This window comes from Planococcus antarcticus DSM 14505 (genome assembly GCF_001687565.2).
Lineage (GTDB): Bacteria > Bacillota > Bacilli > Bacillales_A > Planococcaceae > Planococcus > Planococcus antarcticus.
Genome location: NZ_CP016534.2, coordinates 1,253,253 through 1,277,201 on the forward strand (window position 1 = coordinate 1,253,253; position 23,949 = coordinate 1,277,201).

Here is a 23,949-nt window from a genome sequence, read left to right on the forward strand (position 1 = left end):
AGCCTTTCTGTCTAAATTTGTTCTCCTAGTATATCATAGACGGAAAAAGTCAGAACCAGTTATTCCTTCGTTACACGAACTACTCGAAGATCATATTAAATGCTACACTTGAAGAGAACGTAAAAAGGAGGAGTTTTATGCAAATCAAGTTACAGCAACATTCGCAAGACAACAAAGCTGAAATCCTTATTGTTGGGTTAAGCCGACATCCGGAAAACAGCAGTGGATGGAGTGAATTCGCGAAGCGTTTTGATGGCAAACTAGAAGGGTGGATCAAGCAGGATTTATCATTTGATTCGAAGTCTCTGATTACTTATCCTACGCTGTCTGGAGCTATTTCGCGGGTTTTATTTGTCGGCTTGAACGACCGCAAAAAAATGATTGAAGAAGATCTGCGGTCGTATTTTGGATTGGTCGGCAAAGAATTAGTCAAGAAAAAAATAAAACATGCGGCAATTTATATGGAATCGTTCCAAAACGATAGAATCACATCCGAAGATGTCGCTTTTTTAGCTGCTGAAGCCATTACGATGGGTGGCTATCGCTTTGATGATTACAAAACGACATCAAATGAAACGCAAGTAGAGTTAGAAACTTTGACTTTATTGGCAGAAGAAGTGCAAGAAGACGTCGAGGCGGCGGCCACTGTAGGAACTATTTTCGGACAGTCTGTCAATGAAGCGCGAACGCTTGTGAATATGCCAGCAAATATTTTGACAGCAACAGCAATGGGCGAATATGCACGTGAACTTGGAGAAACTTATGGCTTTGAAACCGATATTTTAGGAAAAGCTGAGCTTGAAGAACTGGGCATGGGCGCAATTCTTGCAGTCAATCAAGGTTCAGTCGAAGAGCCGCGTCTCATTGTTTTAAAATATAAGGCGACAGAAGGTTTTGAAGACCCGCTGGCGCTTGTCGGCAAAGGAATCACCTTTGATACAGGTGGTTATTCAATCAAGCCGAAAGACGGCATTGTAGGGATGAAAGGCGACATGGGCGGTGCTGCTGCAGTGCTCGGAGCTATGAAAATCATTGGTGAACTGCAGCCACAGCAAAACGTCATGGCAGTTATTGCATCAACTGACAATATGATTTCTGGTAGTGCCTTTAAACCAGATGACGTGATTACGTCTATGAGTGGGAAAACCATTGAAATCCTCAACACAGATGCAGAAGGTCGTTTAGTATTAGCTGATTCCGTTAGTTATGCGAAACAATTGGGAGCAACGAAAATTGTCGATGTGGCAACCTTGACTGGCGGCGTCATTGTGGCATTAGGCAAAGATAAAACCGGTGCATTGACAAATGATGAATCATTTTTTGAGACTTTCTTGGAAGCTTCCATGGAAAGTGGTGAATTTGTTTGGCGTTTGCCGCTCACAGAAAGCGATAAAAAACGTATCCGGAAAAGCAATGTTGCAGACTTAAACAATTCGCCGGGACGTGATGGCCATATGATTTTTGGTGGAGGATTTGTCGGAGAATTTGCGGGAGACACGCCTTGGATCCATTTGGATATTGCCGGAACCTCCGACGCAGAGGGAGCACACGATTTAGGACCGAAAGGCGGCACCGGTGCTATGGTTAGAACGTTGGCTATGCTAGTCGAAAAGATGGCAGATGAACAATAGAAAAAAAACCTGCAGGCAATATTGCCTGCAGGTTTTTTTTCTATTGTTCAGTGGTTTTGTTATCCATCAGTTTTTTCTTTTGTTCTGCCAATGCGTCCTCCATGTCATCACGCACCGTTTCTTCGGCCACTTTGATGCCAGACATATATGCAGCACGTCCAATTAAGTGTCCACCTACCGGAGCTGTGATGAAAAGAAACGCGATGGCAATAATCATCTGTGTATTGAAGATGCCCTCGACCAGCCAAAAGTGGATAAAGGTAGCAAGCAATACGCAGAGAACCCCCAGCGTCGAACTCTTAGAGGAAGCGTGCGTGCGCGTGTAGACATCCGGCAGGCGAATAAGCCCTAAAGCCGTAACGAGGCTGAAAACGACGCCTGTGCTCATTAATAGGATGATGAGGATGTTAATGATTATTGTTTCGATCGAAAATCTCTCCTCTCTCAAGGAATTTTGCAAAAGCAATGGTACCGATAAAGGACAGGATGCTTAATAATAAGATAATTTCCAAGAAGAATTCCGTCTCGATAATCAATGATAACAAAGCGACAATTGATACGAGTGAGATTCCAATGGCATCTAGCGCCACTACTCGGTCGGCAATTGACGGTCCTTTAACAAGACGGAATAGAAGCCCTGTAAAGCCTATACTGACAATGATAAGTGAAATCCAGTAAAACATCATCATGGACGGCTCACCTCCAGAATGGCTCTTTCGAATGTGTCTTTGATCGAATTGACAGCCTTGTCAATGTCCTCGAAGTTGAGCGCATGGATATAAAGCCTCTTCTGATCATCTGAAATGCCGACAACTAGTGTTCCGGGTGTCAAAGTGATCAAAGCGGACAGCAAGGTAATTTCCCAATCCTCTTTTAATTCGGTTTCCAATTCGAATATAGCTGGCTTAAGGTTCATATTTGGCGCGATGACAATTCGCAAAACTTGAATACTCGACATGAAGAGCTCTTTAAGGAACAACAGGAACAACCTGAGGACAGCCCATGCCCGTGAAGTATAGAGGCGATATGAAAAAAACCGGCGCATCAGCAGGATAATGGCGAGCCCGACGATAAAGCCGATGGCGAATCCGTCGGGGCTGAAGGAGACGGTCATAAACATCCAGACAAAGGCCAGGAAGAAATTCAATAAGATTTGTAAAGCCATATGTCACCTACTCCTTTAAGACCGCATCGATATAGATGGATGGATTCAGCAGCACTTCACCCGCGCCTGAAATGAACGGCATGAAGAGTTCCGCGCCGACCCCGAATACCACTGTAATGGTAACAAGGATTACTGTCGGTATGAACATTTGATTGAATACTGATTTTTTTAACGGGACGGTTTCAACCGGTTCCCCCCAGAATGCATAGACAAAAATGCGCACAGCACTCAACAAAACAATTAGGCTGGTAGCGAGAATAACAATGCTGCCCCAGAATTGAGGGCCTTCAAATCCACCCTGGACAATCAGCAGCTTCCCTGGGAATCCACTGAGCGGCGGAATTCCGGCTAAACCAAATGCAGTAACCAGGTAAACCCACCCAAGAACCGGGTAGGTTTTGATCAATCCACCCATTTTCCGTAGATCTGTCGTGCCGAAAAGCACAGCGACAATTCCAATCAGGAAGAACAAAGCAGCTTTGATTAACATATCATGGATCAGATAGAAAACAGATCCATCAACGCCCGGCTGATTTAACTGTGCAATTCCGAATAGGATGACACCGACAGCAATAATGATGTTATAAATAATAATTTTTTTTACGTCAAAATAAGCAAGTGCACCGATGCACCCGGCAAGAATGGTTAGGATGGCGATTATTCCAAGCAATTCATGGGTAAAGCCGATATTCATCGTAAAGAACAACGTATATGTACGCATGATCGCATAGACGCCGACTTTTGTCAGCAAAGCTCCAAATAGCGCGAGTATAGGAATTGGCGGTGTGTAATAAGAGCCTGGCAGCCAGAAATACAAAGGGAAGATTGCGGCTTTGAAACCGAAGACAACTAAGAACATCACAGCAATGACAGTCAGGATGCCGGTTTCTTCAATCTGTGGAATCTTCACTGCCAGATCGGCCATATTCAAAGTTCCGGTAACTGAGTAGAGGAAAGCGACAGCTGCGACAAATAAAGCAGATGAAATGATGTTCACCAACAGGTATTTGATGGATTCACGCAGTTGCGGCTTTTCTCCGCCATGAACGATCAAGGTATAAGAAGCCATCAGCAGTACTTCAACAAAGACAAAAAGGTTGAAGATATCGCCAGTCGTGAAGGCGCCGTTCACGCCGACCATTAGGAATAGCACAGCCGGATAGTAATAGGATTGTTCACGTTTCACGCCGATGGTTGGAAAACTATAGAACACGACGAACAAAGTGATAATCGACGACGTGACGACCAGTAGAGCGGACAATGGATCCGATACCATGGAAATACCAAAAGGTGCCGGCCAACTGCCGAGCGTTACTGCTTGGACACCGTCAGTATTGACTTTTGTCAGCAACACCAAGGCGGAGATCAAGGCAGATCCCGCTCCTACAGTAGCCAGTACTCGCTGGAGCTTCAAGCGTTTTGGAAATATCATCAGAATAGCAGCAAAAAACGAAGGAATGATGATTGGAAATAGGAGTAAATTACTCATAATCTTCAGTTCCTCTCAGCAATTCCATATTGTCGGTACCGAGCTCCTGATAAGAACGGTATGCGAGCACAAGGAAAAATGATGTAACGGCAAATGAAATGACAATTGCTGTCAAAATCAGTGCCTGGGGCAGGGGATCTGCATAATCGCTGACGCTGACTCCATCAGTCACCACAGGCGGAGAGTTACCGCCAAGCCCACCCATTGTCAATAGTAAAAGGTGGGCGCCGTGGCTCAACAGTCCCGTACCGATAATGATACGGATCAAGCTTTTCGAAAGCATTAAGTAAACAGCTGCCATAAAAAGAAATCCGATGGCAACCGACATAATTATTTCCATTATTCATCCTCTCCAATCGTTTGAATAATGGTCATCGTTACACCGACAACAACCAGGTAAACGCCTGTATCAAACAGCAAGGCCGAATGCAGGGAAGTGTTACCGAAAAGCGGTAAATCAAAGTAATCGTATGCATGAGTGAAGAATGGGACATCAAAGACGATAGATGCAGAAGCTGTAGCAAGTGCCAGCAATAAGCCGACTGCGGTCATCGTCAAGTAATTGATCGGCAGTATTTTTTTAACCGTTTCAATGTCAAAAGCAAGCATCAGCAGGACAATCGCACTAGTAGTCAATAACCCGCCAACAAACCCACCGCCCGGTGTATAATGCCCCGTAAAGAAAATGTGTACAGAAAACATCAAAATGATGAAAGTTACTACTTTAGTGGCAGTTTGAAGCATGACATCATTTGTTCTCATGCTGCCCCTCCTTTTTTGACAACCGCAGTTTGATCATGGTGATAATGCCGATAGCGGTAATACCCAACACAACAATTTCAAACAATGTATCAAATCCACGATAATCAACCAAGATAACATTGACGATATTTCCACCGCCAGCTTCCGAATAAACGGTTTCTTTATAAAACTCGGAGATCGAAGGCAATGCCTTCTGCGAATGGGACGATAGAGCAATTAAAGTCATAGTGACGCCGACACCTACTGCAACCAGGGCATTTCCAAGACGGAAGCCTATACGCTCTTCTTTTCGACTGAGTTGCGGCAAATGATAAAATGCCAACAGGAACAGCGCAACAGAAATGGTTTCAATCACCAGCTGGGTCAACGCCAAATCCGGCGCACGGAAAATGACGAAGAACAAGGCGACTGAATAGCCGACAGCCCCCAGCGCGATAATCGATGTAAGCCTCGATTTTGAAACGAGAATGGTCAGCGTCGAACCGACCAATGCCACTAAGATAACAATTTCATAAAAGCCGATTGGTGCCAGGTTGGTTAGATCCAGTGCGAACGCCTCGGTCAGATACAAAGTTCCGAGAAGGATGAAAATAACGAAACTGAACATATACACTAAATAAGAACGGATAAAGCCGGTCATGTATAGCATAGAGAAGCGGTTTGCGCCACCGTCACTCAGAAACATCAAATTGTCGTACAAAGCGTTTAATGAGATGGAATCCGGAAAACGGTCGTAGCTCTTTTGCCATCTGCGTAGCGTCCAGAACATCAGTCCACCGATGGCAAAGATGCCGATGGTCATAAACAGTTCAGTGTTGAAACCATGCCAGGCTGATACATGGACATCCACTTCTGCCGGTGAATTGTACAGGAAGGGTTGGATGGCCATGACGGCCGGCTTAACAAGCCAGTCGCCGACGTGATTTGGTATGAAGAAAATCACGATGACAAGAAGGGCTAGAAACACCGGAGAAATGAGCATTCCGATGGGAGCTTCATGAGCAGGCTTCGGCAATTGTTCAGGCTTATGCTTACCGGCAAAGGTATGGAACACAAAATAGAAGCAGTAAATGAATGTGAAAACTGAGCCGAGCCAAGCGACGACTGGGAACAGGACGCCCCAGACGTCCATCGAGAATAAATCAAATTCCGTCAATGACAGCATAGCAGTTAAGAACATTTCCTTGCTCAGGAAGCCGCCAAATGGAGGTAAACCTGCCATGGAGAATGCTCCAATCATGGCAACGGTGAAACTGATCGGCATCAAGCTCATGAGCCCGCCTAGTTTGCGGATATCCCGCGTTCCGGTTTCGTGATCGACGATGCCGGCAATCATAAACAGGCTGCCTTTAAAGACCGCATGGTTGATCAAATGGAAAATCGCTGCGAATCCAGCATACTTGAAAGTGGTTTCCGCAATATTGTCAATGTGATAACCGGCTGCAGAAGCTCCGAGCAACGACATGATCAAACCAAGCTGTGAAACTGTCGAGAATGCCAGTATGCCTTTCAGGTCTTTTTGTTTCAAGGCAAAGAACGATCCCCAGAACATGGTGAACAATCCGACTCCTGCAACCAACCACATCCACGTACCGGATATAGCAAAAACAGGCGTCAGGCGAGCAACGAGATACAAGCCCGCTTTGACCATTGTCGCAGAGTGTAGGTAAGCGCTGACTGGAGTAGGGGCTTCCATCGCATCCGGAAGCCAAATGTAAAATGGGAATTGGGCGGACTTTGTAAACGCACCAAGCAGCACCAACACGAGAGCCCAAATAAAGAAATCATGCGTTATCATTTCCTGTGCCTGCGGAATCAATTCGCGTATCGAATATGTATTGCCCATAATACTCAGCAGTACAAAGCCTCCAAGCATCATCAATCCTCCAAAGACGGTAATCATCATTGATTTTAATGCACCGAACCTTGAACGGTCACGGGTATACCAATAACCGATCAACAGGAAAGAAGAAATCGATGTCAACTCCCAGAAAAGGTAGAGAGTGATCAAGTGGTCACTCTGAACAATGCCGAGCATCGCAGTCATGAACATCAATAGATAGACGTAGAAATTATGTAATTGCTCACGGTGCTTGTCCAAATAGAATATGGAGTACAGCACCACTAAAGCTCCGATGCCGGTTATTAGTAAAGTGAACAGCAGACTCAGTCCATCGATATACGCGACAAACGCGATATCAAGTGAAGGAATCCATTGGAATTCAGAAACCAGGTTGCCGCCAGCGATGGTTGTGGGGAGCAATGAGGCATAGTAAATGAATAACACGACGGGAACGGTCAACACAAACCAGCCCGTGTGAATCCTTCCGAATTTCTTAAATAACAGCGGAATGAACAAGGCTGCAAGCAAAGGTAAAAAGATTAAAAACACAAATGACAAATGAATCCTCCTTCCGGCATAAACGTGATGAGTTCTAATTAGAAATTATAACGCAAATCGAGTGGATTTGCACCGTTCATCCACTAAGAGAGCTGAATCCAATAGACTTTCCGTACGCTTTTTAGATAGGAAGAAACCCAATTAAGTTAATTTTGTGAATTTGGATAAAGGTAAAAAAAAGACGATTTTCAACTGAAAACCGGCTTTTTTTTTATGTGTTTTTCAATTCCTGTTCAAGCAATACATCTTCGAAATCCTGCTGCGGTTTGGCCAGTGTAAATCGCAGGAAGGCAAAAGCAAGGACAAACAGTACGCCTGTTACGATAAAGACCGAAGAAATGCCGATAAAGCCGCTGACAATCCCGCCAAACATCGGGCCGATAATGTTTCCGAGGAAACGGAAGCTAGTATTATAGCCCATGATCTCTCCTTGAATTTCAATTGGCGCTTCCCGGCGCATTAAGGCAGTTGTCGTCGGGATCATGCCGCCGACCGCGATGCCGAACAATAAGCGCAAAGCGATCAATTGCCAAAGCTCAGTGACGAAAGCCTGAGGAATGATAAAGACGAATGCCAGTAAAAGCAGGAAGCCTAAAACTTTCTCATAGCCAATCGAATCGCCCAGTCTGCCCCAACGGCGGGCGAACAGCAAGTTGCCGACACCGGTGGCACTAAACGTAATCCCAGCAAGGAATGCCACTTGAGTGCTACCTTCCGTCAATTCCGCCACATACAGAGACAGTAGGGGCTGAATGCTAAAGTTACCGATTTGGATCAATGCTGTGATAATCATGACATTGAGCATCAGACGGTGGCTTAAAATTCCGTTAACAATCGTCTTCGGCGCATAGACATGGGCATCTTTCAATTTGACGCGTTTGATTTCATGCAGGCCGAAGACCACGAACAAGGCCGCAATGGCAATCACACTGGCTGTAATCAGGAAAGTATATTCAAAACCGAAAGCATCTGCCATCAAGCCACCGAGAACAGGACCAAACAGCGTACCCGAGACACTGCCCATTTGCAGCGTTCCTAGTGTTTTTCCCGCTGTCTCCTTAGATGTCTGGGAACTGACAAAAGCCAAGGATGTTGGAATGAACCCTGTCACTACGCCCATGAACAAGCGGATCATGAACAGCTCTGAAACAGAATCGGCTGTTCCCATTAGGAAGATGCTGGTGGCGATGCCGAATCCGTTGATGATTAAAATGGGCTTGAAGCCATATTTGTCGGCAATGCGTCCCCAAATCGGCGACATGATCAAAGCGGCAACAAAAGTGATCCCAAATATAAGGCCAGACCAACGCTGAACATACTCGTCCGTAAAATTTCCGAGCGATTCAATATAAAGAGATAAAAAAGGCATGATCATGGTCGTACTGCCGGCGACCAGGAAATTGGTGAACATGATAATAACGAAATTCTTTTTCTGAGTATCCATAAGGAACCCTTCTTTCTGAAAGGAGCATCTGTTCTTATTATATATTACTTCGACACACGAAAAAAGCACTAGGTTTTATTAGTTAATTCTAATAAATCTATCTATACTAAGCTGAACTAATGACTAAGCCTGTCGATATTCCGAAATCCAGTATACTGAAAACTTATGCTTCAGCATTCCTGCGTTAGCTTCGTCGCAAATACACGGCACAAACTTATTTGGTTCATATCTTTCCTGCGAGCTTACGCCGAACTAACTTGAGCTTTGTGAAGAATAGTTTTTTTTCCATTGGTTTCGCTCCACATCCTGATAATTTATTGTCCAAGGACGTTTAGAAGAAAGAGCGGGGGACGGCGAGGTGCAGAGATGTGCTCCTGCATCGCTACGATAGCTTCGTCGCAAAGCCATTGCCCGAACCCTCTTCGATCAATGTTCTTCCAATTGCATGACCCACATCCTGTGCGCCAAAAGCGTCCGCCTGGAGCGATTTTTTCGTTGTACCCGCTGGTATCGAGTTTGAAAAGCTAGTTCTCCAGTTAAGTGAATTTATGCTAAAATAAAGCGGGGTGAAAAAGATGGAAAAAACAATCGTTACGCCGATTTTATTGGCATTGTTCCTGGGTGCATGCTCAGGACAAGAAGAACAGTCAGAAACAACAACTGAAACTAGTGAAAGCCAAGCAGTTGAAGTGGAAGGTTACCCGCAGCTATCGACAGAAGCTGCAGACAATGAAGCGCTTGTCGAAGTCACCACATCGATGGGGGCCATGCAAATCAAACTGTTTCCTGACATTGCGCCAAAAGCGGTGGAAAACTTTTTGACACATGCAGAAGAAGGTTATTATGACGGGTTAACCTTTCACCGAATCATTGAAGATTTCATGTTGCAAACAGGAGATCCAACCGGCACAGGTGGCGGCGGTGAAAGTATTTACGGGGCTCCATTTGAAGATGAATTCAACGATCACTTGTTCAATATTCGTGGAGCTTTGTCCATGGCCAACGCTGGACCAGGCACGAATAGTAGCCAGTTCTTCATCGTCCAAGCACCGCCAGTAGAAGAAGGCATGCTGACAGGCGATTATCCAGAGGAAATTCGAGAAGTGTATTTAGAGCAAGGAGGCACACCTTGGCTTGACGGTGCCCATACTGTATTCGGTCAAGTGATTGAAGGAATGGATGTAGTAGATGCCATTGCAGCAGTTGAAACCGAAGCCGAGAAGCCAATTGAAGACGTGACCATCGATTCCATCGAAATTCTCCAACAATAACAAAGCTTAAGAAATCTTTTTACTAGGCTCTTCCACCTAGCTATGAGTTTGCGTTTGGGAAATGGATTCCTTTAGAGCAATGCGTTGACCTTTCCTACAAACTACTGGCACTCAAATACGAAGCAAAGCACATTATCTGAAACAAAAAAGAGCTTTCGGCGATATTTGCCGAAAGCTCTTTTTCATGATGTCTTAGTTAGATCCTAAGCCGTCCACTAAGTTAGAAGCTGGAACTTCCAAAGCATTTGAAAGGATGAGGATGGTTTGATTTGATGGTACTTCTTCACCGCTTTCATAGGCTTGAAGTTTGGCTACACCGATTCTTGTTTTTAAAGCAAGTTCATCTAATGAAAGATTGCGCTCTTCGCGAAGCACTTTTAATTGGGCGTGTAAGTCATTTTTCAAATTCATGCACTCCTTCGTATATGGAACTTTCTTCTATTTATATACTATCACGCACTGATATTTTTCGAAAGGAGAAGTTATGGCATTTTTCGAACAGTTAAATCAGAAAATGGCAATGATTCCTTGGACGAACACAACGATAATAGCGACAGGAGCTACGTAGCGCACCAATGCACGCCAGACATCAACCCATAATGTCTGCTGTGACAACTCGTTGTGCGCATCTTCCTTCGTCAGGACATAACCCGCAAATAACGCAGTGAATAGGGCACCCAGAGGCAACCCGATCCGGCTGGTCAAGGTGTCGACGAAATCGAAGAATGTCAAGCCGAAGAAAATTTCCTGCGGCATGACGCCGAATGACAAAGCGCTTGGAATCCCGACGATGAAAATCATCAAGCCGAAAATCAGTGCGACGCGGCGGCGGCGATCGTATTTGTTTTTGACGCCAATGGAAACCGTAATCTCCAGCATAGAGATGGAAGAAGTCAAAGTTGCAAAAAGCAATAGGACAAAGAAGATGATCATCAGGAATTCACCCATGAACAATTGATCGAAAATGGCTGGCAGAATGATGAAGACTAGTCCCGGCCCTTGATTTGGCGTATATCCCAGAGCGAAAACAGCTGGGAAGATGATCAAGCCCGCCATAATCGAAATCACGATGTTCAATGATACAACGCTGACAGAAGAACGCGTCAGGTTTTCCGACTTTGATAAGTAGGATGCATAAGTGATCATTCCTGCAACACCGACGCTCAAGGAGAAGAAGGCTTGGCCAAGTGCCACTAATGCTGTCTCGAAGTTGAAGAAAGACCAGTCTGGAACGAACATGAAGCGTACGCCTTCCATGGCACCATCAAGTGTCAATGAGCGAATCATCAGCACTACAAAGAAAACCAGTAAAGCGGGCATCATAATTTTGCTGGCGCGTTCGATACCGCCTTTAATGCCACCTTGAACAATCCAAATTGTCAATCCCATGAAAGCAGCCTGTGCAAGTAGAACTTCCCATGGATTTGTAATAATCCCAGTGAACAGCTCGGCAAATTCATTGTCCCCTAAATCAGATAGCTGGAATAGGACAGAGCGTCCTAGATAGGATAATACCCAGCCGCCAACAACACTGTAAAAAGATAAAATCAGAAATGAAAAAATAAATCCAGACCATCCGATTAAATACCACGGTTTTCCTGGTGCTTGTTTTCTTAACCCGCTGACAGCATCTGCCTGACCTCTGCGGCCGATGACAAATTCAGCGAGCAGGACCGGTAATCCAATTGCCACTGTGCTGATAATAAACAGCAGGATAAAGACACTGCCGCCGTTTGCGCCGGTTTCGTATGGAAATTTCCAAATGGCACCTAAGCCGATCGCACTTCCTGCTGCTGCAAGAATAAAGCCTAGCTTGGAACTCCATTGTTCACGTTTTTTCAAAATCATCTCTCCTATCTCATATAGATTTCCTCATTTTACATGAGCGGCACTAAAAAAAATAGCAGTTTTTGAAACGCTGCATCGATTAGTCCGTATAACTATCATTAAGTTTAATAGAATGATTATTCCGACGAATCGGGGAGTGTGGCAATGACATCAGAAACTGATTTATACAGAAAGGCTCAAATAGGGGATGAATTCGCATTTAAACTATGGGCCGACACTATTCAACCTAATATGGGGCGGTTCTCCTATCAACTAGGAGTTTCCATAGAAGCATTACCGAAGTTCCAACGGCGGAGTTTGCAGCAACTGCATAGACAACTAGAGTATCTTACGCAAGAACAGGCACAAGTCGACCTTTACAAAATAATGGTCCAGCAACTATCCACAAATTCCCTTGAACTTGAAATCAAAGAAAATCTCGCAGTGCTTGGCTTTCCGGAAGACGATGAACTGCATGCCGAGCTGCAGAAACTAGAACTGAACCAGCGGATCCCCTTGGTTCTAACTCATTTTCATAACCGTTCGAAAGTAGACATCGCCATGATTGCGGAGAAAACGGAGCATCAGATCATACAAACAATGAACGATGGGCTGCAGGCATTGCAGCACAATCTGCGATTGGATGAGGCGCAGGTGTTTCAACGTCTGGCCATGCTTCAGAAATCCTATCAGCGTTTTATGCCGCCAGCACCATTTGATCAGGAGATTCAGGGTGCGGACGAAAAATTTTCTGTTCCGGAAGTCTCAAAAACAACTGCATCACCTAGGCAAATCCGTAAAAAGCCAGCTATCGTGCTGGGAGCTGCCAGCCTTTTTCTGATAACGGTCATCGGCGTCAGTTTTTCTGTCAACGACCAGCTGATGGAAACGGCAGGTACGTCGGAAGGGAAGCAGGCTGAAAAAGTGACGGATGAAATGGTTGCAGATTGGCATAGCAAATACGAAATGATTAAAGAAACATCACCGGAACGTTTGGGGATGTCTCAAAAGCAGTATGTTCAGCTGGATTACGTCAAACTGGCCGATGCTGAAAGGGAAAGGGTTTTTAGCGATGAAATGCTAGATTCATTAAAAGATGATCCTATTAAAATGGAATCTACTGTCTATCGTCTTTTCTGGCAGATTGAAACCCCACAAGGAATGGTCGATTCTTTATCTAGTAATTCGATGTTGTCTTCTGCAGTAGATGATTTTCTACTAAATTATGCAGCGAAGACAGATGAGTTACGTTTTTTTGTCGAGGGGATGATGCAGAAATACCAACAGGAATTAGAAACGACAATTGTAATGGGCCAGTTGTCTCCAGAAAAACTGGTAGCACAATCTCATAGCTATCCCGAGCAATTGCGTAAAGTGATAGAAGCTTTACCGGAGTACAATTTGCTTGCAATCGTCAATCCAAATGACAATCAGTTTAGAACAATTCGAGATGTCAACAAGCTCAATCAACAACATGTAATTGCATCTCACCCCTACGCTTTTCAATATTTGAGCTGGTTAAGTGGGGAACCTTATTTTGATGACAGTGGATTTTTCTGGCCAATTGATAATATTACACACAACCTGATCTCTATGGAGGAGTCTTTACTAGTGGAGGAGGAAGAGTCAGCATTGTTTGATGGAATAGAAGTGGCCTATCAGCAAACGTTCTGGCAGTTGGTAAAAGGCAGCGACAGCTCTCCTGTTTTTGATAAGCAAGGCAAAGTTAAAGTAGAATACCAAAGCGCTTGGAATAGTATTGCTTCGTCCAATCCAATGGCGTTTATCATACTGCCGATTTTAGAAGAAATGGAAGCGAGCGAGTGGACCACTTCAGCTGCTTACGATGAATTGGAGTTCCATGATTTGCAGGATGCTTTGGAGATGGAAAAGTCCGGGCAGCTTGCTGATAAATTGCCCAATGGCAATTTAATGATCGAAGATGAATTCGTCGATATGCAGGATTTCGACTATAGCCGCATCCAATCCCTATACGAATCGTTTAAAGTGTCCCATGATTTGCAGCTGTTATCGGGTGTGCAGCCTCTAGATGTGCTATTTGTGTATCATTACGCCAATAAAGTAGAAGATGCAAAGACGCAGTGGCATCTGTTGGCAGACAGTCCGTTAAAGCCCACACTGGAGACATTCATAAGGGACTGGAAACAGATTCCTGAACTGACGAAAACAGCGAGATGGATTGAGCTTTCTAGCAATTCATTCAAACAAAGAGTAAAAGACAAAGTCTATATGTATCCTCAAGTCGATATGTACGAATTTGATGAGCGATTAGATCTGCTATTGGTTACAGAGAAAAATCAGATTTGGCAAATCGACTATCGTCAATACGAAAGCTACGATTTGCAAGGCGAAGATCAGCAGTTTAAGCAAACCGTTGATTTGTTGTATCAAGCGTTTTCTGTTGATCAACAGCAACAACTTCTAGCGGAAGCCAAACCAGGAGAAATAGCGGGTGTATTTTTTAAAGCTGTTGAAAACGAAGATATTCTGACCGTGAAAAACTTAATGGAAGAAGTCGATTGGAAAGATGAAGATTTTACTGCCTTATTCGAATCGCATAGTTTCCGTCCGTTTTCCGAATTGGCGCAATTAACATTCAAGAGCCATTTTGCTCCGAACAAAGCAACAGGTCATGCGGGTTCAGTGGAAATACTCTATGCTTCAGGACTTCAAGACGGCTTGTTTCCAGAGCATTTTTTCATGGAGAAAACCAAAAATGGCTGGCGAATGTCGAACATAAACGAATACTGATTTTGCTCTCAGCATATACCTGTGCTATAATATACAGATGCCAATAGGTGTACAGGACAATTAGATATGACTAGGAGCGGGTAAACATGACGAAAACATACCAAACAGGCGATACGGTCTCAGGTAAAGTTACAGGAATCCAGCCATACGGCGCATTCGTAGCTTTAGATGACCAAACACAAGGATTGGTTCACATTTCAGAAATCACTCACGGTTACGTGAAAGAAGTAAGTGAGTATTTGGCAGTAGGACAAGAAGTTGACGTGAAAGTATTGGAAGTTGATGAAAAGTCCAAAAAAATCAGCTTGTCAATCCGCGCGCTCCAAGAGCAGCCACCAGCAGCTCAAAAAACTGAAAAACCAAAACAATCTCTTCAGTCGCACGTTAACGAGAGTGATTCTGAAGGATTCAACTCTTTGAAAGACAAAATGCAAGAGTGGATCAAACGCTCTGGACAGTAAGAATTGAGTAAGCGCCAATTTAGATTTAACAGGCATAAGACCAACTGACGAAGTGGCGCTTTTTGCCACACAGTCGGGTTGGTTTATGACCTGAGAATCTGGGCGCTGAAGCTGGACAGTAAGAAAATAAAAAACGAAGCGCAGACAATCATGTCTGCGCTTCGTTTTTTTTGATTTTCCGCAATCGATATTGTAGATTTTGACGGCTCATGCCAAGTGCAGCAGCAGCTTTTGTAACATTTCCACCATGTAGATCCATCGCTTTCTGCAAGTAATATATTTCAGCTTCAAACAAGTAATCCTCGAGCGGCAGCAGATCCGTATTGGATTGAACGATAAAATCCTCAGGCTTATGCGCTCCGTTCAGATCGCTCTTAAGTTTGAAATGGTTGGGCAGCATGTCTGCGGTCACGATTTCCTGCGTTGTCAGCATGGATGTGGTTTCATCTAACAGCAATTCGAGCTCTTTTAAATTACCCGGCCAGTCATATGTATACAGTAAATCCGCTACTTCCTCATCCAGTCCACGAACGACCGAACCAACTTTCATCCGGTGGCGGGAAAAATAATCGTAAACAAACGGCAAGATATCTTCTTTTCTCGACCGCAGCGGTTCTACTTTAATGGTCATGGATGAAAAGAAATAATACAGGTCTTTCAGTAATTTATGCGAAGCGATCAATTCGACCGGATCGTCGCCGACACTGGCGATAAAATAAGTATTACTGCGTGAACCTTCTTCGGCCATCTCCAGTAATTGCTGCTGCAAAGACAGCGGCAGTAAATCGATTCTTTCACAGTAAATCGTGCCATCACCTATCTGTTTGCTATCTTCACCTAGTTGCTCGATGATGGTGCCGTCTGTTCCATGGGAATAGAGTGTATACATCTGTCTGCCAGAAGAATGCGCCCAATGAATCGCTTCCGCAATCAATTCTTTGCCGGTTCCCGATTCTCCCACCAGCAGCACTGGGAGTTTTGCTGTCGCTGCTTTTTCGGCCGTAGCAATCACTTTTTTCATACTTTTGGATAGAGCGGTAATCGTCGAGAAAGTGATAGGTTCGTCGTATTTTCTAAGTGGCTGATAAATCACTTTTTCAAGCGTTGTCACATCACGTGACAATTCAATGGCGCCAATTAGGTTTTTTCCATCGAGGACCGGATAAGTATCATTGATTGTCGTAATTTCCTGGCCTTTCCGGTTCCAATAAGTTTGTTTGACGTTAAAAACTGGCGTACCGCTTTGTAAAACCTGCAGCAGGGTGCTTTCATGCTGGTCGAAGCGGAACATCTCAAGCAGTGAACGATCTACCAGCTCCTCGAAATCGAACCCTTCAATTTCTCGCATTTTTTTATTATAAAGAATGGTTTTTCCTTTTGTATCTATGGCGTGAATCCCAATAGCCACGTGTTCTCCAGCAAATTTATAGAACGGGGATAAGTCGATATTTTCTGGCTTCAAAACGATCACTCCAAAATTATTTTGACTTTTTAAACGAAAATACTTGAATTATGCAACAATCTTTTGCATTATTATAAGTGGAAACAGTTTAAAAGTGCAAATTTTTTTTGCGCTTACTTAAAATTCAAGGAGGATTTACATGATTCCCTATAAACACGAACCGTTCACAGATTTCTCGGTTGATCAAAACCGCACAGATTACCTTGAGGGCTTGAAAACAGTTGAAGCTTACCTTGGACAAGACTACCCGTTAATTATTGGTGGAGAACGCATCACTACTGAAGATAAAATCGTTTCATTTAATCCTTCAAATAAAGAAGAACTAATTGGCAATGTCTCTAAGTCAAATAAAGAATTAGCTAAAAAAGCAATGCAGTCAGCTGACGAAGCTTTTAAAACATGGAAAAAAGTAAAACCTGAAGTTCGCGCTGATGTATTGCTTAGAGCGTCTGCAATTATACGCCGCCGCAAGTTCGAATTCTCAGCACTTTTAACAAAAGAAGCAGGCAAGCCTTGGAACGAAGCAGATGCAGATACAGCTGAAGCAATTGATTTCTTGGAATACTATGCTCGTCAAATGCTGCGCCTTAAAGATGGTATGCCAGTAGAAAGCCGTCCAGGTGAAGATAACCGTTATGACTACATTCCTTTAGGTGTAGGCGTTGTTATTTCCCCGTGGAACTTTGCATTCGCAATTATGGCTGGAACAACTGCAGCAGCGATGGTAGCAGGAAATACTGTACTATTAAAGCCAGCTTCAACAACGCCAATCGTTGCTTACAAGTTTATCGAAGTTCTTGAAGAAGCAGGTATGCCAGCAGGCGTGGTTAACTTTATTCCTGGACCAGGTTCTGAAGTTGGAGACTATTTAGTCGATCACCCGAACACTCGTTTTATCTCATTTACTGGTTCAAAAGAAGTCGGATTGCGCATCGCAGAACGTTCTTCAAAAGTGCACGAAGGACAAATTTGGATGAAACGTTTGATTGCTGAAATGGGCGGAAAAAATACAATGGTAGTGGATAAAGAAGCTGATCTTGAGCTTGCTGCGCAATCAATTGTGAAATCTGCTTTCGGCTTTAGTGGACAGAAATGTTCAGCTGGATCACGTGCAGTTATCGTTGAAGACGTATACGATACAGTACTTGAGCGCGTTATCGAATTGACGAAAGAATTGACAATCGGTGACCCAACAGATCAGTCTAACTACATGGGGCCAGTTATCGACGGCAACTCATATGACAAAATCATGAGCTATATCGAAATTGGTAAAGAAGAAGGACGTTTAGTAGCTGGTGGAGACGGAGATAATTCTAAAGGTTTCTTCGTAAACCCAACTGTCTTTGCAGATCTTGATCCACAAGCACGCATCATGCAGGAAGAAATCTTTGGCCCAGTTGTTGGCCTAATGAAAGCAAAAGATTTTGACCATGCACTTGAAATTGCCAACAATACGGAGTACGGCTTGACGGGTGCAGTTATCACAAACAACCGCGTGAACCTTGAAAAAGCCCGTGAAGATTTCCATGTCGGAAACCTATACTTTAACCGCGGTTGCACAGGTGCAATCGTTGGATATCAATCATTCGGCGGATTCAATATGTCAGGAACTGATTCAAAAGCAGGCGGACCAGATTATATCGGTCTTCATATGCAAGCAAAAATCACTTCTGAAATGTACTGATAAATCATAAAATGTTATAATAACTCACCAAAAGGCAGACGGATGTCTGCCTTTTTTTAAAAAAAGGAGGAAATCACATGACACAAACACAAACTATCATCGAACAAACAGAAAAATACGGAGCGAACAATTATCATCCGCTGCCGATCGTTATTACAGAAGCGGAAGGCGTTTGGGTAAAAGATCCAGAAGGCAATAAATTCATGGATATGCTGTCAGCTTATTCAGCTGTCAATCAGGGACATCGTCATCCGAAGATCATTCAGGCGTTGAAAGACCAAGCAGACCGCGTTACCTTAACTTCACGTGCTTTCCATAATGATAAATTGGCTCCTTGGTATCAAATGATCTGCGATATTTCCGGCAAGGAGATGGCGTTGCCGATGAATACAGGCGCTGAAGCTGTAGAGACAGCCATAAAAGCAGCTCGCCGCTGGGCTTATGACGTCAAAGGCGTTGCTGAAAACCAGGCAGAAATCATAGCCTGTGAAGGAAACTTCCACGGTCGTACGATGACAGCTGTTTCATTATCCTCAGATCCTGAATACCGTAGAGGCTTCGGACCGATGCTTCCAGGCATTAATGTAGTTGCTTTTGGTGATTTGGAAGCATTGAAAAATGCCATCACACCAAACACTGCTGCATTCTTGATCGAACCAATTCAAGGAGAAGCCGGAATTATTATGCCTCCAAAAGGTTTCTTAAAAGCTGCTAGAGAACTTTGCCGTGAAAACAACGTGCTTTTCATTGCTGATGAAATCCAGTGTGGTCTTGCGCGAACAGGTAAAATGTTCGCTTGTGAATGGGAAGATGTAAATCCAGATATGTATATTCTAGGAAAAGCGCTTGGCGGCGGCGTATTCCCGATCTCATGCGTCGTAGCAGACAAATCTGTTCTGGGTGTATTTAATCCGGGATCACACGGTTCTACTTTTGGTGGGAATCCACTAGCTTGTGCTGTTTCGGTAGCATCTCTAGAAGTATTGCTTGACGAAAAACTGTCTGAACGCTCTCAAGAGCTGGGTGAGTACTTTATGGAGAAATTGCGTGAAATCGATCATCCATCTGTGAAAGAAGTTAGAGGCCGTGGCTTATTCATCGGTATGGAATTGACTGAAGCAGCAAGACCTTATTGCGAGCAATTGAAAGAATTAGGCCTTTTGTGCAAAGAAACGCATGACACGGTCATCCGTTTTGCCCCCCCATTAATCATTTCAAAAGAAGAATTGGATTGGGCAATCGAACGCATTCAAAAAGTATTTTCTAAATAACATCGGCATGGCACATAATTCTTGACATGTGTTACACTAGATGCTGAGTAATTACTAAAATATAAAGAGGCGAACTAATACAATGGCTGAAAACTTGAACTTGTTGACGTCTACGCAGAATGTTATTAAAACTGCATTGGATAAGCTTGGATACGAAGATGCGATGTACGAACTTCTAAAAGAACCGATGCGGATTTTGGAAGTGCGCATTCCGGTGCGTATGGATGATGGCAAAACAAAAGTCTTTACAGGTTACCGCGCTCAACACAGTGATGCGGTTGGACCGACAAAAGGTGGAGTCCGTTTTCATCCGGATGTAAATCGCGATGAAGTCATTGCTTTATCAATGTGGATGACATTAAAATGTGGAATTGTGGAATTGCCTTACGGCGGAGCGAAGGGTGGCATTATCTGCGATCCGCGTGAAATGTCCATGCACGAAATTGAGAAATTGAGTCGTGGCTATGTTCGCGCAATCAGCCAGATTGTCGGACCGAACAAAGATATTCCGGCACCTGATGTGTTCACCAACTCCCAGATTATGGCCTGGATGTACGATGAATACAGCAAACTCGATGAATTCAACTCTCCTGGTTTTATTACAGGAAAGCCAATTGTTCTTGGTGGATCTCAGGGCCGAGACAAAGCGACTGCACAAGGAGTGACCATCTGTATTAATGAAGCTGCAAAAAAACGCGGCCTCGATATGCAGGGGGCACGCATTGTTATTCAAGGTTTCGGTAATGCAGGAAGCTTCCTGGCAAAGTTTCTCCATGACGCAGGAGCAAAAGTAGTCGGGATTTCGGATGCATACGGTGCTCTTCACGATCCAGATGGCTTGGACATCGATTATTTGTTGGACCGCCGTGACAGTTTCGGTACGGTTACTACGTTATTTGATAACACCATTACAAACAAAGAGTTGTTTGAACTGGATTGTGATATTCTGGTACCAGCAGCTATCGCAAATCAGATTACGGAAGAAAATGCCAATAACATCAAAGCTTCGATCGTTGTTGAAGCAGCGAATGGTCCAACGACAGCTGAAGCCACTAAGATGCTGACGGATCGTGGAATCCTTCTGGTTCCTGATGTTTTGGCAAGTTCTGGTGGAGTTACGGTTTCTTACTTTGAATGGGTGCAGAATAACCAAGGTTATTATTGGACACAGGAAGAAGTGGACGAGAAACTCAATAAAAAACTGGTTGATGCATTTGAAAATGTCTACAACGTTGCCATTACACGCAATATCGATATGCGTTTAGCAGCTTATATGGTCGGCGCCCGCAGAACTGCTGAAGCTTCACGCTTCCGTGGATGGGTATAAGACTCAAAGAAACCGCCTGGAGATTTTGATCCAGGCGGTTTTTCTATCTCAATCTTTTGCTTTTCTATGTAAGAAACATCATACTATGATTTGAATAGAGGAGGATGATTGGATGAATGCATTTTCATTTTATAACCCGGTAAAACTTATTTTCGGTGAAGGCCAGCTTCAAGCGATCAAGAAAGAATTACCGAAATTCGGCAAAAAAGTTTTACTTGTATATGGTGGAGGCAGCATTAAAAAGAATGGCCTTTACGATGAAGTTATTCAAACCTTAGCTGAAGCTAAGCTTGAAGTTTTCGAACTAGCCGGAGTGGAACCAAATCCACGGATCTCAACCGCGAAAAAAGGGATCGAAATCTGCAAAAAAGAAGGCATTGATATGCTGTTAGCAGTTGGTGGCGGTTCGGTCATTGACTGCACTAAACTCATCGCATGTGGCGCCAAGTATGATGGAGATGCATGGGATTTAGTTTCCCGCAAAGCACAGCCGAAAGAAGCGTTGCCTTTCGGAACAGTTTTGACAATCGCCGCAACTGGTTCTGAAATGAATGCAGGTTCTGTAATCACCAACGAAGAAACACAGGAAAAGTATGGCTGGGGAAGCCCATTGTCGTTTCCTCAATTCTCAATCCTAGATCCGACTTACACCTTATCGGTACCGGAAAACCACACGGTCTATGGAATTGTTGACATGATGTCCCATATTTTCGAACAATATTTCAATGATGCTACTAGCACACCAGTGCAAGATCGGATGTGTGAAGGGGTCTTGAGTGCAGTTATCGAAACTGCACCGAAACTAATGAAGGATCTTCAAAGCTATGAGCATCGCGAAACCATTATGTTCGCTGGCACAATGGCTTTGAATAAATTTCTTGAAATGGGCTACAGAGGAGACTGGGGTTCACATAACATCGAACACGCGGTGTCTGCTGTTTACGACATTCCTCATGCTGGTGGATTGGCAATTCTTTTCCCGCAATGGATGCGCCATAATGTGAAAGTGAATCCTGGCCGCTTTGCTCAAATGGCGGTTCGTGTCTTTGATGTCGATCCGGCAGGTAAGTCGGAGTCTGATGTCGCTTTCGAAGGCATCGATCGCTTATCAGCATTTTGGACTTCACTCGGAGCACCAACGCGGTTGGACTACTACGAAATCGATGATTCTAAAATCGACTTGATGGTCGAAAAAGCGGTGATTTATGGTGAATTTGGCAACTTTGCAAAATTAAAAGGCGAAGACGTTAAAGAAATTCTGCAGGCTTCTCTATAAAATAGGCTCGACGCTAAGGAGGCCACTGAAAAACTTGCAATTTTTTTCTCATTTAGTAGTCGAATCAAAAAAGACGACGCCAATTCATTTTTTGAATTGTTGCGTCGTCTTTTTTAGGTTTTTTTGTCTTTTTTGGAGCCTTATTCGGCTTCTTTTTTTGTCCAGTAACTTCACAATTCGCTTCAGATTGACCGTGAAAATCGCCATGGCACTTTGCATCTCCATGCCAAAGAGACCCGACGAAGATGCTACATCATAGCCGTGTCTGTGTTTCAGTTCGCTGTTTTTCGCTTCTATTTTATAGCGCTCTTTGGCTTTCTCTTTGAAATAGTCGCTTTCTTGAAACCTGGCTTGTTCAGTGTGCCCAGCTGACTTGATGCTCACAGAATAGCTTTTGCTTTTCGCGCCTTCTTTATAACACCATTCTTGGAAGGGGCAACGCCGGCATTTCTCCGTATCAAAATAGTAAGTATCCGTTTGGTTGGTGCCCACGCCTTTTTTTCCTTGGGGAGCTTTGTGGATGACTAGATGACCTGCCTTGCAGACGTACATGCCGGCATCTTTATTGAATTGAAGTTCATCTTCTTTTTTTCGAAAACCTTTTGTAACAGAGGGGTTCAACTTTGCTATCAGTTTCAATTCCTTTTCATTGGCGTATTCAATATTGGCTTTTTCGGAATAAGCGGCGTCACCGATGACGTTTTCAATGACCATACCGGTCTCCTTGCTTTTTTCGATTAATGTCTCCAGTTGCTTCCCGTCATTCTTCTTGCCGGTTGTTACGACAGCCGCTGTAATGATGCGTTCTTCACTCATCGCCAAATGGGTCTTATAGCCGAAAAAAGATGAGTCTGCTGATTTGTGACCCACTTTGGCATCTTCGTCTTTCGAGATGCGCAACTGTTCGAGATCGTCCGCCAATGTCTCTTTTAATAGATTCATTTTTTTCACGATCGGATATTCCCGAAGAATCTCTTCTTTTTCGATGACGTCGATCAATTTTCCGCAGTAGCTAATTTCATCTTCCAATTCATTCGTCGTTATTTTTGATGGGAACGTCATTTTCATCTTTTCATCAATTTGATAGATAGATTTCCGAAGCAGCCTCGCTTGATCTTCCAAGATCTCTTTGGGGGATTTCTAGTTATAGCGAGCTTTCGTTTGAGTAGCGTCGACAATAATGGACTTGCTTATGAGAATCCCTTTCTCGATGGCAATCTCCACTATTTTCCCAATAAGCAGATTTAAAAGAGCGACATCTTTCAGTCGCAGTCTGCGGAACTTCGTTAGCGAACTCGAATCAATGGTGAAGTCTTCCGGAGCCATTTCCAGGAAATACTTGAGTGACAGATCGTAACGGGCCCGCTCGACAAGATCTTCATCCGATAAACGATGAAGGGATTTCAACAATAAGTACTTGAACATGCGGATGGGATGAATCACGTTCCATCCGTTATCCAGATAGTAGTTCGTGACCAGCTCTTCATAGACGAAAGAGAAATCGATTAATTCGTTGATTTTACGCAATAGGTTATCTTTTGGCACGACTAAATCATAAATTTCCATAAAAGAACTGAGGTTCATCGTCTCTTGTCGCTGAATCATTGGACCACCCGTCTGTCTGTAGTAATTCCATTATAAAACAAAAAAAGGCACGATTCCTCAAAATTTATGAGAAATCATACCTTTTTTGAATTGAAGAGACT

The 23,949-nt window shown here is 43.8% G+C and carries 19 protein-coding genes and 2 pseudogenes; 9 read left to right on the forward strand and 12 right to left on the reverse strand.

The features are described from left to right. The first annotated feature begins 137 nt into the window (after positions 1–137). Positions 138–1,631, forward strand: a complete 1,494-nt coding sequence (locus tag BBH88_RS06245; protein WP_006828529.1) for a leucyl aminopeptidase — start codon at positions 138–140, stop codon at positions 1,629–1,631. A gap of 40 nt (positions 1,632–1,671) precedes the next feature. Here the strand turns inward: BBH88_RS06245 and mnhG are convergent, their stop codons facing one another. The 8 genes from mnhG to BBH88_RS06285 form a co-directional block, all read right to left on the reverse strand. After that, complete coding sequence (gene mnhG, locus BBH88_RS06250) at positions 1,672–2,019, reverse strand: monovalent cation/H(+) antiporter subunit G (protein WP_040851819.1); 348 nt, start codon at positions 2,017–2,019, stop codon at positions 1,672–1,674. A gap of 19 nt (positions 2,020–2,038) precedes the next feature. After that, a complete protein-coding gene (locus tag BBH88_RS06255) occupies positions 2,039–2,320 on the reverse strand; it encodes a Na(+)/H(+) antiporter subunit F1 (protein WP_006828531.1) in 282 nt (93 codons plus the stop codon). After that, positions 2,317–2,796 (reverse strand): Na+/H+ antiporter subunit E, encoded by a 480-nt coding sequence (locus tag BBH88_RS06260; protein ID WP_006828532.1) that lies wholly within the window; start codon positions 2,794–2,796, stop codon positions 2,317–2,319. Before BBH88_RS06260 ends, BBH88_RS06255 begins: the two co-directional genes overlap by 4 nt. A 7-nt stretch (positions 2,797–2,803) precedes the next feature. Further along, positions 2,804–4,285: a Na+/H+ antiporter subunit D gene (locus BBH88_RS06265; RefSeq protein ID WP_006828533.1), complete on the reverse strand. Its 1,482-nt coding sequence runs from the start codon at positions 4,283–4,285 to the stop codon at positions 2,804–2,806. After that, positions 4,278–4,625, reverse strand: coding sequence for a Na(+)/H(+) antiporter subunit C (locus BBH88_RS06270; protein ID WP_006828534.1), 348 nt, complete (start codon positions 4,623–4,625; stop codon positions 4,278–4,280). Before BBH88_RS06270 ends, BBH88_RS06265 begins: the two co-directional genes overlap by 8 nt. After that, entirely contained in the window at positions 4,625–5,047 is a 423-nt protein-coding gene (locus tag BBH88_RS06275; RefSeq protein WP_065537099.1) for a Na(+)/H(+) antiporter subunit B, read from the reverse strand. The genes BBH88_RS06270 and BBH88_RS06275 overlap by 1 nt, the downstream gene beginning before the upstream one ends. Beyond that, the gene (locus BBH88_RS06280) at positions 5,034–7,448 is read right to left on the reverse strand and encodes a Na+/H+ antiporter subunit A (RefSeq protein ID WP_006828536.1); all 2,415 of its coding nucleotides are present in this window, start codon (positions 7,446–7,448) and stop codon (positions 5,034–5,036) included. Before BBH88_RS06280 ends, BBH88_RS06275 begins: the two co-directional genes overlap by 14 nt. 211 nt (positions 7,449–7,659) lie before the next feature. Beyond that, a complete protein-coding gene (locus BBH88_RS06285; protein WP_006828537.1) occupies positions 7,660–8,892 on the reverse strand; it encodes an MFS transporter in 1,233 nt (410 codons plus the stop codon). Between the two features lie 575 nt (positions 8,893–9,467). Here BBH88_RS06285 and BBH88_RS06290 point away from each other — a divergent pair. Next, a complete protein-coding gene (locus BBH88_RS06290) occupies positions 9,468–10,163 on the forward strand; it encodes a peptidylprolyl isomerase (RefSeq protein WP_006828538.1) in 696 nt (231 codons plus the stop codon). Between the two features lie 53 nt (positions 10,164–10,216). Continuing rightward, positions 10,217–10,303 (forward strand): annotated as a pseudogene (locus tag BBH88_RS18805) (DUF1871 family protein); the annotation flags it as partial. 52 nt (positions 10,304–10,355) lie between these two features. Here the strand turns inward: BBH88_RS18805 and BBH88_RS06295 are convergent. Both BBH88_RS06295 and BBH88_RS06300 read right to left on the reverse strand, forming a co-directional pair. After that, positions 10,356–10,574, reverse strand: a complete 219-nt coding sequence (locus BBH88_RS06295) for a helix-turn-helix domain-containing protein (protein WP_006828539.1) — start codon at positions 10,572–10,574, stop codon at positions 10,356–10,358. 96 nt (positions 10,575–10,670) lie between these two features. After that, the gene (locus tag BBH88_RS06300; RefSeq protein WP_154669132.1) at positions 10,671–12,005 is read right to left on the reverse strand and encodes a sodium-dependent transporter; all 1,335 of its coding nucleotides are present in this window, start codon (positions 12,003–12,005) and stop codon (positions 10,671–10,673) included. Positions 12,006–12,155: 150 nt separating this feature from the next. Between BBH88_RS06300 and BBH88_RS06305 the strand changes: the two genes are divergently transcribed. Next, positions 12,156–14,762: a hypothetical protein gene (locus tag BBH88_RS06305; RefSeq protein WP_065537097.1), complete on the forward strand. Its 2,607-nt coding sequence runs from the start codon at positions 12,156–12,158 to the stop codon at positions 14,760–14,762. Positions 14,763–14,848: 86 nt separating this feature from the next. Then, the gene (gene yugI, locus BBH88_RS06310; protein WP_006828542.1) at positions 14,849–15,223 is read left to right on the forward strand and encodes a S1 domain-containing post-transcriptional regulator GSP13; all 375 of its coding nucleotides are present in this window, start codon (positions 14,849–14,851) and stop codon (positions 15,221–15,223) included. Positions 15,224–15,371: 148 nt separating this feature from the next. On the opposite strand, the gene BBH88_RS06315 is transcribed toward yugI, so the two are convergent. Further along, a complete protein-coding gene (locus BBH88_RS06315) occupies positions 15,372–16,685 on the reverse strand; it encodes a sigma-54-dependent Fis family transcriptional regulator (RefSeq protein ID WP_006828543.1) in 1,314 nt (437 codons plus the stop codon). Between the two features lie 139 nt (positions 16,686–16,824). Here BBH88_RS06315 and pruA point away from each other — a divergent pair, with 139 nt between their 5' ends. The 4 genes from pruA to BBH88_RS06335 all read left to right on the forward strand — a co-directional run bounded on the left by pruA (position 16,825) and on the right by BBH88_RS06335 (position 22,243). Beyond that, entirely contained in the window at positions 16,825–18,369 is a 1,545-nt protein-coding gene (gene pruA, locus BBH88_RS06320; RefSeq protein ID WP_006828544.1) for an L-glutamate gamma-semialdehyde dehydrogenase, read from the forward strand. A 77-nt stretch (positions 18,370–18,446) separates the two neighbouring features. Then, entirely contained in the window at positions 18,447–19,640 is a 1,194-nt protein-coding gene (locus tag BBH88_RS06325) for an ornithine--oxo-acid transaminase (RefSeq protein WP_006828545.1), read from the forward strand. An 82-nt stretch (positions 19,641–19,722) separates the two neighbouring features. After that, positions 19,723–20,967, forward strand: a complete 1,245-nt coding sequence (locus BBH88_RS06330; protein ID WP_006828546.1) for a Glu/Leu/Phe/Val family dehydrogenase — start codon at positions 19,723–19,725, stop codon at positions 20,965–20,967. A gap of 112 nt (positions 20,968–21,079) precedes the next feature. Continuing rightward, positions 21,080–22,243 (forward strand): iron-containing alcohol dehydrogenase, encoded by a 1,164-nt coding sequence (locus tag BBH88_RS06335; protein ID WP_006828547.1) that lies wholly within the window; start codon positions 21,080–21,082, stop codon positions 22,241–22,243. Positions 22,244–22,405: 162 nt separating this feature from the next. Here the strand turns inward: BBH88_RS06335 and BBH88_RS18810 are convergent. Next, positions 22,406–23,848: pseudogene (locus tag BBH88_RS18810) on the reverse strand (IS1182 family transposase); the annotation flags it as partial. Between the last annotated feature and the right edge of the window lie 101 nt (positions 23,849–23,949).